This window comes from Flavobacterium sp. Arc2 (genome assembly GCF_041431385.1).
Lineage (GTDB): Bacteria > Bacteroidota > Bacteroidia > Flavobacteriales > Flavobacteriaceae > Flavobacterium.
In genome coordinates, this window is record NZ_JASMRH010000012.1 from 121,317 (window position 1) to 134,984 (window position 13,668).

Genomic DNA, 13,668 nt, shown 5'->3' on the forward strand with positions numbered 1-13,668 from the left:
TCACAATTGAAAAAAATACTTTTAGTCGAAGATGATTATGATTTTGCTAGTGTTCTAAAACAATATTTAGGATTGTATGAATATGATGTGACTTGGGTGCAAAACGGAGAAGAAGCATTGGCTATTTTTGAATCAGTGTCTTTTGATATTTGTATTTTTGATGTTATGATGCCAAAGATGGATGGTTTTACTCTTGCAGAAAAAATAATCAAAATCAATCCAGAAATTCCTTTTGTTTTTCTAACGGCAAGAAAACTAAAAGAGGACAAAATCATCGGATTAAAGCTAGGTGCCGATGATTATATTGCAAAACCATTCGAAGCCGAAGAACTTATCTTACGCCTGAATAACATATTGAAAAGAAGCCTACAAAAATATACTGTTTTTTCTAAAGTTGATGAATTACAAATTAGCTCTTATTTATTCGATACGAAACGCCTAACTTTAAAAAATAATACCAAAACACAACAACTCACAGAGAAAGAAGCTGCCCTTATTCATTTTTTTTATATTCACAAAAACCAAATGATAAAAAGAGAACAAATACTTAAAGCGATTTGGGAAAATGATGATTTCTTTTCTGGAAGAAGTATGGATGTTTATATCAGTAAAATCAGAAAATATTTTAATGATGACAATCGAATCAGTATTGAAAGCGTCCGGAATATTGGTTTAGAATTCAAGCTAAGAGATTAAACAGCATCATTTATCTTGTCCAATTTATCCAACACCATTTTATAAGTAGGTAATTCCATTTCATATTTCAGTCCTTCATTCACAACAAATTCAGTCAAAGAAGCCAATTCAAATTTTCTACCAGCCAATACATCGCGATGCATCGAAGAAGTTGCCTCTTTTGGTGTTTTTTCTAACTTATGAATCGTTTGCATAACAATATCATTGGGTAAATGCAATCCCTTTATGGCGGCTAACATGGTAATCTCATTAAGAAGTTCAACGTATACTGCTCTACTGGAACTACTATTTATGATCTCACCTATATTTTGATTTAAGTAGGATGTGGCTGAAGCCAAAGCAGAAATGAAAATGAATTTCTCCCAAACTGTTTGCTCTATAGTATCAACTAGGTAACTCTCTATTGCTGCGTCTTTAAAAATTGTTTGTAATGCTTTAAGCCTTCCAATGGGCGCTGTATCAGATCCAAAATATAATTTTTCATAAGGCCCCATTTTTCTTATGAATCCTGGAGATTCGATCATGGAAACGATATACACGCAGCCCTGTAAAACTTCATTATCAGGATAGAGGGTACTTATTCTTTCGGGTGCATCGACACCATTATATAAAGGTAGGATTATTGTGTTTTTAGTAATGCATTTTTCTAACGAAAGAAGACTTTCTTCTATATCATACGTTTTTGTCGCGCAAATAAGAAAATCGAGTTTTCCGATTGTTATAGGATCATTAGAGACAATACTTGGAAAAGCAATTATTTCATTTTCGTCAGTTATTATCTTTAATCCTGAAGCTGCAATTGCTTTTTGGGTTTCACCGCGAGCAATAAATACAATTTCGAATTGATCTGATTCAGCATAGGCTTTAGCCAATAGTCCGCCAAAATAACCACCTACTCCACCCATTCCTAAAACTCCAATTCTTGTTTTCATAACTACTATTTGCAATAAAAATTAAACCATTAAGAAATTTAGAAAATCAAGCCTACTGACTTAATGAAACTTAATTTCTTAATGGTTCCCTTTTAGATTTCACAATCTTTTATTTATTAATTCTTAGAATATAAAAAAAACAGACCTATAAGCCGGATTCTGTATCCCGATAAATCGGGACCCTTATCATTTATCTAGGCTTATAATTACTCATAAGCTCAAGCTATCTACCCTTCAACAACGGACGAGAAGCCCTTAAATGCTGATATACTTGATATTTCACCGCATAGAGTTTACCTGGTTTCACTACAGCATTACCTGTACATACTTTCTGTTGCACTTGTCCTAATCTCGCCTTTGCAGACAAAACCGACGGGGGTTACCCGCTATGCTTCTCTAAGGTGTCCGGACTTTCCTCTTTATTCCGAACTTGATTCGGAACCTTATGAAATTTAAACTAAAAATCAATAGGTACTGAAACGAGTTCAGTATAAAGCGATAAGGCGGTCTGTGTCGCGAAATTACAACAATTTTAACTCGATGTCAAATAATAAATTTTAGTTTAACAGCTATTTTATAAACTCTTAATTTTAAATTGATTATCTTTAAGAGTAACTTAAAATCGCTTTATATGAAACCTATATATCATTATTCAACCGTCTCTGAAGCCCTCGATGAGCTAAAGGAATTAGGGTTTACTTACGATTATAATATTTATCAGGAGGACATTATTAAAAAACCCGCTGAACATCAAGTAAGACATGTTTACAGATATGAAGGAAATTCTGATCCTGGTGATTCAGCTATAGTATATGGTATTACGTCTTCCTCTGGTAAAAGAGGCGTTTTTGTTGCCGGTTTTTCAGCTAAAACGGGTAATGAGGCAGCAATTGTATTGTCTAAGTTATGTATTGAAAATAATAGCAATCAATGCAGCACTTAATCTAATTTCTTTTATAAAATAACTTCGAAATAAAACATAAAAATCATGACTCAAACGTATCACTATGCCACTGTTTCCAAAGCCTTAGACGAGTTAAATGAAAATGGCTTCAACTATGACTTTAATCTTCATGAAGAGGATATTGCAAAAAACCCGCAAAAATATCAGATCAAACATATCTATCGTTATGAAGGCGATACAGATCCTGGGGATGAATCCGTAGTTTATGGTATCCAATCAACGTCCGGAAAAAAAGGAGTCTTTGTCGCGGGATTTTCTGCAAACTCAATTACTGATGCTGCTCAGGCGCTGATAAATATTAGCATAAAAAACAGAATAAAATAAAAAAGTTATCTTGAATTTTTGATCTTTAAAAACATTAAAAAAAATATGGAACATACTTATCATTACGCCACTGTCTCAAAGGCCTTAGAAGAATTAAAAGAAAATGGATTTACTTATGATTTTAACCTTCATGAAGAGGATATTGTTAAAAACCCCAACCATTACCAAATTGTACACATCTATCGTTATGAAGGAAATTCAAATCCAGATGACGAAGCAATAGTCTACGGAATAACTACAAAATCTGGTGAAAATGGTGTTTTTGTTACTGGTTTCGCAGCAAATTCAGTTAGTGATGCCGCACAAGTATTAATTAAACTAACCATTGACGGCAGAAAATAGTAATATTGTCAATTTTTACTTCGCAAAATTTAAGAATACTGCGTTTTTATAATCGTTAACCTGCGAAACACAAATGAAAATTCATCTATAATTCGACATATGAGTTTCACAGGTTTAACTAATTTATGAATAAAAACAGCATAGAAACTTTGAGAATAAACACTCAAATTTATTTTCAACAATTTTGAGTAATATTGATTATCTACTTAGAATTCAAACTTTTAGTTCAATAAAATAAAACTAGTTAAACACTGCTAAAAAGCCTAAATTATTAACTGCATCAAGTCTCTCTGTCTTTTAAAAGTTGAAGAGAAAATTTCTTTTACCAATAATTTTAGAATTAAACAATTTATCATTTTCATAATATAATGGCAATGACTATATTTGCTTTCGAATAAAAATTCTATGGAACAATTCATTGTATCGGCTCGTAAGTATCGTCCTCAAACATTTAATGATGTAGTGGGACAAAAAGCCATTACCAATACTTTGCTGAACGCCATAGAAAGCAATCACCTTGCCTCTGCCCTATTATTTACGGGACCTAGAGGAGTTGGGAAAACCACTTGTGCTCGTATTTTAGCCAGAAAAATCAATCAACCGGGTTACGATGACCCTACCGAAGATTTTGCTTTTAATGTATTCGAATTAGATGCTGCCTCTAACAATTCAGTTGATGATATCAGAAACTTGATTGATCAGGTTCGTATTCCGCCACAAACTGGAAAATATAAAGTTTATATTATTGATGAGGTACATATGTTATCTTCAGCGGCATTTAATGCTTTTCTAAAAACATTAGAAGAACCGCCAAAGCATGCCATTTTTATATTGGCAACTACCGAAAAACATAAGATTATCCCAACCATTTTATCGCGTTGCCAGATCTTTGATTTCAAAAGAATCACAGTTAAAGATGCTAAAGAACATCTAGCTGAAGTTGCAACAAGCCAGGGAATCGTTTTTGAAGATGACGCCTTACATATTATTGCACAAAAAGCAGATGGTGCCATGCGTGATGCTTTATCTATTTTTGACAGAGTCGTTTCTTATTGTGGAACTAACTTAACTCGTCAAGCTGTTACCGAAAACTTAAACGTACTCGATTACGAGACCTACATCACGGTTACAGATTTAATTCTTGAAAATAAAATTCCTGAATTACTAATGGCTTTTAACGACATTCTTTCTAAAGGTTTTGATGCGCATCATTTTGTGTCTGGATTAGCCTCCCATTTTAGAGATTTACTAGTTAGCAAAACACCTTCAACTCTATCCTTATTAGAAGTAGGTGAACAAGCTCAAAAAATGTACGGATTACAAGCCCAAAAATGCACCCAAGATTTTCTATTGAAAGGAATTGCTATTGCAAATGATTGTGATTTAAAATACAAGTTGAGTCAAAATCAGCGATTGCTCGTTGAACTTTGCCTAATGCAACTTGCCTCTATCACTTTTGATGGAGAAAAAAAAAAGTTGAGTCCTTTATAATTCCCCCTACCTATTTTAGAAAAACGGATTATTCCATAGCTGATCAAACAAAAGCTACAGAAGCAAAACCTGCTCCATTACAATCCCTTGTAAAACCGCAGGAAATTGTAGTAGAAAAAACACAGGAAATCACTGCTCCTGCCACTCCTGTAAAAACGGAACCATCATCAAGCGGACCTAGTATTTCTGCCTTTTCATTATCTAGTATCCGTGCCAAAAGAGCATTGGAAGAGAGTAATAAATCATATGTAAAAGAAGTTGTCGATTTACCTACCGAAGCCTTTTCTGAAACAGAAATGTTAGTCCAATGGACTAAATACGCGAAACGTTTAGGTGACAAAGGATTTAAAATTATGGAATCATTGTTACTTATAAACGATCCCGTTTTGAATGGATTTGCTATTTCACTTGAATTGCCTAACGAAGGTTCAAAATTAGATTTTGAAAAAGAACTTAATGGGTTGCTAGGACATTTAAAAGGACATTTACACAATCATGATATTACCATTGAAGTTATTGTAAATGAAAGTTTCGAAAATAAAAAGAATTTTAATGATCAAGACCGATACAATAGGTTACATGAAATAAATCCTAGTATTGAACTGTTAAGAACCACATTTGGATTAGACTTAGATGCATAAAAAATATCCGTTAATACCCCAAATTATTAATTTATATTTTATCTAAATTTATTTTTTTTTCTATTTTCTTATCTCGAATTAACCAAATCATTAGTACCAAAACGTAAATAACAACTGAAATCAATACGCTGTAAAAAGAACAAAATATAATATAAAGCTAAGTTTTCCTTTAGCGTCCTTCCCCACCGCAGTTGCAATCCGTGACTCTTTACCCTCATTTGCAATAATAGCGTTTTGCAGAATCCAAAAAGACATGGAACATAAAAATAATATTATTCCATAAAAAGTAAGTGTTGTTTTAGCAAAATAATGGACTCCCATCCCTTTTGGAGAAATAGGAATTAATGACAACCAAAATAAGAAGTGTAAATTAGCCCAAAGTATTTGCGCATTAACTTTAGAAATACTTTGCATTAAATGGCAGTGTTTTTCCAATAAATTCCAACAGAGACAAAGCTCAATATATAACTAAAAAAAGCAGGAAAAAGTGATATCAAATCAGTAAACTCAGTTCCAAGCTGACCATCAATTTCCAATATCATAATGGTAATTATGATTGCGAGTACACCATTGCTGAACATCTCCAATCGATATTTGTCCATCAGGTATATTTATATAAAGATAATCCCAATTAAAACATTAATTAGTTAACAATAAGCTATTTAACTCTTAACTCACACCCACAACTTAAATTTATATTTTACCAAAATACATAGCCTTGACAATTCCATCTGATAATCCAATTTTAGGAACATAGATTTGTCGCGCGCCACTCCATTTCATTGCATTTAAATAAATTCTAGTAGCAGGAATAATAACATCTGCGCGATCCGGATTTAATCCCAACTCCGAAATTCTTTGCTCGTATGTTAATGAATTCAAAAAAGCATATTGTGAAGTCATATAAATATACGACAAAGGCTTTTCTTGGATTTTACCTGACATTTTAAATAGCTTATTGATATTACCTCCAGAACCTATCAAGGTAACTTCCTCATAATCGACGGTATTGGTTTTAATCCATTTTTCTATTTCATCCCATACTACATCGCAAACCATATTATTTAATAAACGTACAGTTCCCGCTTTAAACGATTTGGACACAACTATTTTACCATTCGAAAAAAGTGTAAATTCGGTACTACCACCACCAACATCCACAAAAAGATAGGTTTGATCTGTTTTTAGCAAGTGGTGCAAATCCGTTGAAGCGATGATTGCCGCTTCCATTTTCCCGTCAATGATTTCTATATTAATATCTGCTTTTTCCCTTATAAGGTCTGCAACTTCTTTTCCGTTATATGCTTCTCTCATTGCAGAGGTTGCAAATGCCTTATACGCCTGTACTTTATGCACTTTCATCAACAGATTGAATGCTGTCATCGCGTCGCACATTCGATCTATATTTTCTTCGGATATTTCACCGACAGTAAAGGCATCCTGTCCTAAACGAATAGGCACACGAACCAAGGAACTTTTATTAAATTGAGGTTCTTTACCCTCTTGTTCAACAATATTTACAATTAATAATCGCATGGCATTAGATCCAATATCGATTGCAGCGTATTTTTTTATATTAATCATTCTTAATTATGATTTTGAGTTTACTTTTTTGCTAAAATTAGCTGAAAATAAAATTTATGTTTTTAAAAAGTTTCTGCCAATAATTCGACTTTCTTTTGATAATATTTATAGGTTTCTATTTGAGCTCTAAATACAGGATCACTATTTCTCTCGCGATACTTATTATCCAATAAAGCAGAATGAATACGTGCTTTTACATTTCCTTTCCAGCCTAAATCAAAATTATCAATTAATTCTTTTTTGATCTCTTGATCGTAGATAGGACAAGTCACTTCTACCCTTCCATCGAGATTACGATTCATAAAATCAGCCGAAGAAATAAAAACTTCGGTTTGCCCAGCATTTCCAAAAATATATATTCTAGAATGTTCTAAATAATTATCAACAATACTAATGGCTTCAATATTTGCACTCATTCCCTTAACACCAGGAATAAGAGAACAAATTCCTCTTACTTCGAGTTGTATTTTCACTCCAGCATTGCTGGCTTCATACAACTTGTCGATCATTCCAAAATCAGACAAACTATTCATTTTTAGTTTTATGTATGTTTTTCTACCCGCTAATGCATGAAGAATTTCTCTATCAATTAATTTATAGAATCGAACTCGGGTATAATGTGGCGAAACAATTAGGTGTTTATAACGGTACAACCTATAATTAATATTAAAGAAGTCAAATATTTTATTAATGTCTTTTAGGATCTGTTGATGACTTGTAAATAGTGTGACATCAGTATAGACTTTTGCGGTGGCTTCATTAAAGTTTCCTGTTGATATAAAGCCATACCTTTTTACTTTTCCACTTTCATTTCGTTCAATAACACATATTTTAGTATGAACCTTTAGTCCCTTTACCCCAAAAATAAGTTCGATGCCCTCAATTTGCATTTGTTCTGCATACGATATATTTGATGCTTCATCAAATCGTGCCTGTAATTCAATCTGAACTATAACTTTTTTACCATTCTTCGCCGCATTTATAAGAGAACTTATGATTTGGGAGTTTTTAGCTAAGCGGTATAATGTTATTTTAATCGTAGTCACTTTAGGATCTAAAGCCGCTTCACGAAGAAATTTAGTGAGATAAGAAAAGGATTGGTATGGTGCATTTAGAAGATAATCCTTTTCACTGATTTTTTGCAATATACTTCCTTCCAAACTTAATCCAGGAATGGGCAACGGATCATTTTTTGCATACAATAAATCGAATCGTCCCAAATTTGGAAAATCCATATAATCTCTTCTGTTATGATATCTCCCGCCAGGTATTATACTGTCTGTCGAATGAATTTTCATCTTATCTAAGAAGAACCTTAAAGTATCTTTATCAATTAATTGATCGTATATAAAACGAACAGGTTCCCCTATTATTCGGTCTTTTACACTTGTCGAAATTTTCTCAAGCATACTCTTGCTCAAATCACTATCAATATCCAATTGAGCATCGCGGCTAATCTTTATCATATGAGCGGAAACACTCTGATAATCAAAAATATTAAATATACTTTTTAAATTGTGTCTAATTACATCATCAATAAGAATCACATATTGTCTTTCATCGTTTGAAGGCAATACTACAAATCGATTCATTGTCTTTGGAATTTCAATAATGGCATATCGAACTTCTGAGTTCTTTTTCATTACTAATTTAATGGCCAAATACCCCATATTATCTCTCAATAATGGAAATTCAGACAAATCATTCAAAATAATCGTCACTAATTCAGGACTTAATTTTTGTATGAAAAAATCTTTTAAATAAATTTCTTGCTCTTCTGAAATTTCATTCTCATTTATGATAAAAATATCTTCCGCTTCTAGTTCTGTTTCAATTTTTTTTAGAATTAGAAGACTTTCGGTTTGATCTTCAATTACAATCTCCGTTATATCTTTTACCAATTGTTGAGATGAAATACCTCCAAGAATTTTCTCTCCAGACTTCCCCGACAAACTTAATCTTCTTATGGCAGCAAAACGAACTCTGAAAAACTCATCTAAATTATTTGAAAAAATCCCTAAAAAACGTAATCTATCTAAAAGTGGTACTGATTCATCTGCTGCTTCTTGGAGTACTCTGGCATTAAATGCTAACCAACTTTTTTCTCTATCTATGTATTTTCTTTCTAGCACTATATTTATTTTAAATCCTTTGGAACTATTATTTTTTTTGTCTTCCCCTTATTAATTTCTGCCCAATACTCTGTGTCAAATTCTAAAGCTACAAATCCGCTAGTGGGTACATTACTAATCGAAATGTCCCCAAATTTATTAACAAAATTTGTAATTGCTGCATTATGCCCAAAAAGAATAATACTATCAAAGGTATTCTCGCAAGACTTTATTGTTTTTTCCAACTGCTTTTCATCAAAAGTATAAAGAGCTTCTTTATAATCAATAGATTCAATAGGATATAAAATGTTTTGAGCAAAAATTAGCGCGGTATCAGACGCCCTCTTAGCAATGCTGCTCCATATCACATAAGTCTTAGGAATAAAATCCAAGATACTTAAAGAAACTAAATGAGCATCTTTCATTCCTCTTTGATCTAATGGTCTATCAATATCTCGTAGCGGCACATCCCAATTTGACTTTGCGTGTCTTATTAATATTAGATTTTTCATATTTAGGTGTTTTCTTATGATCTACAATAAATACTAATCGAACTAGAAAGATACAATATATATTATTATCTTAGGTTTGTTTTTACCTGAAATCACATAAAAACTCTGCATATATCCCTTAAAACACAGACCTTCAATATACTTATAAACCATAATTAAAAAAAACAACTAAGTAGTTTAAATAAAGCAGCAATCTTTCACTTAAAGTAATTTATCGTTATGCCCCAATATAAAATTAGTTGACTAAAACAATATAATTCTTATTAATAATAAAGTTTTATTTCTGCTATGATAGTCAGTTATTAAAACTTATAAATAATACTATTCCTTATACAAGTTTAAAATAAAAATATTAACGAAAGGCTACTTTTTACTTTATGCTAATTACTCCTAGTTAAAAATAAAATTCAAACTAAAAAGGAGAAAAACTGAGCAATTATAGTTTACGACAAGAGATTGTTTTCTGTCAAAAATATTTCAATTTCAAGAATCTAAAAAAAGAATTTTCTCTTCTCTTTTCAAAGAAAAAACAATAGGTAGTTTTCATAAAATTGATATATAAAATAGAGTACAGCATTAAAAAGACAAGCTTTTAAATTAGATTTAATGCCTGTTATTTTTAAAAATGAGATAATTTAATATCAGATATTGTGGCGAAAACCGTCTTTTAACGATTATTTAAGTTATTCAAAGAAAAATTGTGAAAACGTTAATATTTAATTTTAAATTTGGTATCTGATAATATTTTTATTACGTGCAATAGTTTCTAGCCCGAAATCTACTGTTCATTTTGAAAGCATAAAAACCTACTATTATGATAGAAAAAATTACTTCAAGTAAAATTATCGAACTTAATAACGACAAACTTTTTTTAATAAAAAGAAAAAAATTTTTTATTAAAAACACTTCAGTGATGACGTTTGTTATATCATTATATAACGATTTTTCCTGTTTTACAAAAACTCCTATTTTTCGTGTCACTACTGTTTCATCAAACAACTTTTTAATAGTCTATAAAATGGATTTTATTAAAAGGTTACTCTATTTTAGAAATTATAATTATGTTTCACCAATGCTAATAGAATGAAAGCATATTAATAACAACTCCGCACACGGACAGAAACAATAGATTAATCTTTACAGATAAAATAAATAAGATTTTCAAAACATGAAAAACAATAACCATAATTCTTGTGATAAAAATAAAAAAAACACTACTAAAATAGTATTTTTTTTATTAGCCTTAATGGTTTCATTTAGTTCGTATTCGCAATACTATAATCAACATTACGTTGCACCAGCTCCATGGAGGTATTTCACCAGCGTAAATGAATTAGTTGTTGCCACCGAATCTTCTTCAACTGTTTCCGTTGCTGTAAAAAAGAGCGATGGTACCTTGATAACTACTTTATCTACTTCAAAAGGAATGCCAGCCGTTTACAGATTTGCGGGTTCACCAACAGCTTCTGGTTCAGAATATTATGCTGAAAATATTGTGATATCGGCTGCAGGTTTAAATATTACGGCTACTGCGCCAGTTTCTGTAAATCTTAGAAACATCGCCTCAGATCAAATCGACGGCGATCAAAGTTTTATCAAAGGAAATTCATCTTTAACTAGTTTTGGTAATGCTGGGATAGGCGTTAGTTTTAGAGTTGGATATTATCGAGATGGAGATGTTGGTAATTTTAGAGGTTGGGGGTATACAAGACCTTTGTATAGTGTTATGGCTATTAATAACAATACTTCTGTTAAAATAAATGGAATTCCTACTATAACTTTAAATGCGGGTGAAAGTTATTTATTTCAAGCTAATATGGGCTCTTTAGTGGAGACATCTGGACCTGCGGTAGTAAATACGGGCGCTAAAATTGATACGCCAGAAGGTTGTGGTGACGGAACTTTAGATCAAGTACCACCTGTAGCCGTTTTAGGTAAAGAATACTTTATTGTTAGAGGTCAAGGTAACACTACAGCTGAACAAACTACTGTTGTAGCGACGGAAGCAAATACGAAGTTAACAATAGCAAACTTTGCGGCAGACGGATCTTTGGTATCTACAAATACAAAAACATTAGTGGCAGCGGGTGATTTTTATACTTTCAAGCATGGAACGACAACACCATCAAATGGGAATTCTTTTTCTTCTTTAGATTCTTACTCAGCATCTAGAATTATTAGTGATAAGAATATAGGTGTTTATTCAGGTACAGCAGTTACATGTGAAGTAGACATTACATCTGTTGCTCCCGTTTCAACATGTGGTGGTTCTAGTTATGTGGAAACTTATAAATTTACAAAATACGATAATACCGACCTTCCTTATTTTGGTTACATCCTTATACAAAGCGCTACGGACGTAGTAAAAGTAAATGGTTCAGCTTTACCAGGTAGAAGACAACTAGGTACAACTGGGTGGTATTTAATTAATTTTACTAAAGAGGAAATAGGATCACCTAAAAATATAATAATAGAAGGTGCTTCAAAAATGACTGTTAGCTTGGTACAACAAGGTTATGGTTTTTCTATGTCGGCAATTTTCTCTAACTATACAAAACAACCAGATGCTCCTACCGTTGATAACGATGGTATAGGATGCACATCTACTGCAACATTATCTACAAGTTTAGGATTTGGTCCATATCAATGGTTTTTAGATGGAAATGAGATATCTGGAGCAATTTCAAATACATACACAACAACTACAACAGGAAGTTACTCTGTATCTTCAACATTATCTTGTGGAGCGTCTGTACAATCACAACCTATTTCGGTTAATATATGTAGTGATGTATCAATAACAAAAACTGTCAATGAACCTGAACCTTGTTTGGGCTCAAATGTTATTTTTACCATAACGGCAAAAAATAACGGACCTGGTAACGCAGTAGGAGTTTCTGTGCAAGACTTACTACCTAGCGGTTATAAATATGTGTCATCAGAATATACTGTAGGTACATATGATAATACTTCGGGAGCTTGGACAATAGGTGGTTTAAATAATAACCAAAGTGTTGTTTTGAAAATTACAGCAAAAGTAAACGACACTGGAGAATACATTAATAAAGCTACGATAAGCTCATCAGCTGATTCTAACCTTACAAATAATTCAGCAAATGCAAGTACTTCACCAAAATCTATAGCTGTAGTTATTGCGAGCAATCAAACAGAATGTTCCGATGGCACAACAACTCAAACTTTAACTGCAACTGCAACAGGAGGAATTATAACTTGGTATAATTCAGCAACTGCTGGTACCATAGTAACTTCACCCACTCAAGTGGGAGTAGGTAGCTCAACTTATTATGCAGAGGCTTCTAATGGTAATTGTTCGAGTTTAATTAGAAAAGCTGTTACATTAACTATTACGCCTTCAATTATTTTATCAGAGACTCATACTAATATATCTTGTAATGGAGACTCTAATGCTTCAATTGACCTAAATGTAACAGGAGGTTCTGGCTCATACTCTTATAACTGGACAAAAAATGGAAATTCACTTTCCACTTCTGAAGATTTAACTAATTTAACAGTTGGAACCTATTCAGTAACTGTTACAGATACTAATAATTGCCAAAATACACTTTCAATAGTTATCGATGGAAGTGACACTACTCCTCCGGTGAAACCAACTTTGACTGATGTTACTGGTGAATGTACTGCGACAGCGGTTGCTCCTACTACTAAAGACAATTGTGCTGGAACAATCACAGGAACGACTACTGATCCTTTGACTTATAATACACAAGGAATTTATACAATCACATGGACGTTCAATGATGGAAACGGAAACACTACTACAGCTACTCAAAAAGTAACTGTGAAAGATGTAACGGCTCCGGTGAAACCAACTTTGGCTGATGTCTCTGGAGAATGTACTGCGACAGCGGTTGCTCCTACAACTACAGACTCTTGTGCTGGAACAATCACGGGAACGACTACTGATCCTTTGACTTATAATACACAAGGAACTTATACAATCACTTGGACGTTTAATGATGGAAACGGAAACACTACTACAGCTACTCAAAAAGTAACTGTGAAAGATGTAACGGCTCCGGTGAAACCAAC

11 protein-coding genes, 1 other RNA gene and 2 pseudogenes are annotated in these 13,668 nt (G+C 32.6%); 7 read left to right on the forward strand and 7 right to left on the reverse strand.

Annotated features, from left to right (window positions below; all coding sequences use genetic code 11):
- The first annotated feature begins 6 nt into the window (after positions 1-6).
- Positions 7-696, forward strand: a complete 690-nt coding sequence (locus tag QO182_RS10330; protein ID WP_371536763.1) for a response regulator transcription factor — start codon at positions 7-9, stop codon at positions 694-696.
- Here the strand turns inward: QO182_RS10330 and QO182_RS10335 are convergent.
- Together QO182_RS10335 and rnpB are read right to left on the reverse strand one after the other, a co-directional pair.
- The gene (locus QO182_RS10335; protein WP_371561477.1) at positions 693-1,628 is read right to left on the reverse strand and encodes a ketopantoate reductase family protein; all 936 of its coding nucleotides are present in this window, start codon (positions 1,626-1,628) and stop codon (positions 693-695) included. The two genes, QO182_RS10330 and QO182_RS10335, sit on opposite strands and share 4 nt — an antisense overlap.
- Before the next feature lie 132 nt (positions 1,629-1,760).
- An RNA gene (rnpB, locus tag QO182_RS10340) (RNase P RNA component class A) lies at positions 1,761-2,143 on the reverse strand.
- Between the two features lie 116 nt (positions 2,144-2,259).
- On the opposite strand from rnpB, the gene QO182_RS10345 reads away from it, so the two are divergent.
- The 4 genes from QO182_RS10345 (at position 2,260) to dnaX (ending at position 4,749) form a co-directional block, all read left to right on the forward strand.
- The gene (locus tag QO182_RS10345; protein ID WP_371561479.1) at positions 2,260-2,571 is read left to right on the forward strand and encodes a hypothetical protein; all 312 of its coding nucleotides are present in this window, start codon (positions 2,260-2,262) and stop codon (positions 2,569-2,571) included.
- A 45-nt stretch (positions 2,572-2,616) separates the two neighbouring features.
- Positions 2,617-2,916, forward strand: coding sequence for a hypothetical protein (locus QO182_RS10350; RefSeq protein WP_371536771.1), 300 nt, complete (start codon positions 2,617-2,619; stop codon positions 2,914-2,916).
- 45 nt (positions 2,917-2,961) lie between these two features.
- On the forward strand, positions 2,962-3,258 hold the full coding sequence (locus tag QO182_RS10355; RefSeq protein ID WP_371536774.1) for a hypothetical protein: 297 nt from the start codon (positions 2,962-2,964) through the stop codon (positions 3,256-3,258).
- Positions 3,259-3,663: 405 nt separating this feature from the next.
- On the forward strand, positions 3,664-4,749 hold the full coding sequence (gene dnaX, locus QO182_RS10360) for a DNA polymerase III subunit gamma/tau (RefSeq protein ID WP_371561482.1): 1,086 nt from the start codon (positions 3,664-3,666) through the stop codon (positions 4,747-4,749).
- Positions 4,750-4,792: 43 nt separating this feature from the next.
- On the opposite strand, the gene QO182_RS10365 is transcribed toward dnaX, so the two are convergent.
- Positions 4,793-4,966, reverse strand: a complete 174-nt coding sequence (locus QO182_RS10365) for a hypothetical protein (protein WP_371536779.1) — start codon at positions 4,964-4,966, stop codon at positions 4,793-4,795.
- Positions 4,967-4,973: 7 nt separating this feature from the next.
- On the opposite strand from QO182_RS10365, the gene QO182_RS10370 reads away from it, so the two are divergent.
- Positions 4,974-5,390, forward strand: coding sequence for a DNA polymerase III subunit gamma/tau (locus QO182_RS10370; RefSeq protein ID WP_371561485.1), 417 nt, complete (start codon positions 4,974-4,976; stop codon positions 5,388-5,390).
- Positions 5,391-5,510: 120 nt separating this feature from the next.
- On the opposite strand, the pseudogene QO182_RS10375 reads toward QO182_RS10370, so the two are convergent.
- The 4 genes and pseudogenes from QO182_RS10375 to QO182_RS10390 all read right to left on the reverse strand — a co-directional run bounded on the left by QO182_RS10375 (position 5,511) and on the right by QO182_RS10390 (position 9,597).
- Positions 5,511-5,992, reverse strand: a pseudogene (locus QO182_RS10375) (TMEM175 family protein).
- Positions 5,993-6,083: 91 nt separating this feature from the next.
- Entirely contained in the window at positions 6,084-6,974 is an 891-nt protein-coding gene (locus QO182_RS10380) for a Ppx/GppA phosphatase family protein (RefSeq protein ID WP_371536785.1), read from the reverse strand.
- 62 nt (positions 6,975-7,036) lie between these two features.
- Complete coding sequence (ppk1, locus tag QO182_RS10385) at positions 7,037-9,106, reverse strand: polyphosphate kinase 1 (protein WP_371561488.1); 2,070 nt, start codon at positions 9,104-9,106, stop codon at positions 7,037-7,039.
- Positions 9,107-9,111: 5 nt separating this feature from the next.
- On the reverse strand, positions 9,112-9,597 hold the full coding sequence (locus tag QO182_RS10390; protein ID WP_371536789.1) for a histidine phosphatase family protein: 486 nt from the start codon (positions 9,595-9,597) through the stop codon (positions 9,112-9,114).
- Between the two features lie 1,168 nt (positions 9,598-10,765).
- On the opposite strand from QO182_RS10390, the pseudogene QO182_RS10395 reads away from it, so the two are divergent.
- Positions 10,766-13,668 (forward strand): annotated as a pseudogene (locus tag QO182_RS10395) (hypothetical protein); the annotation flags it as partial.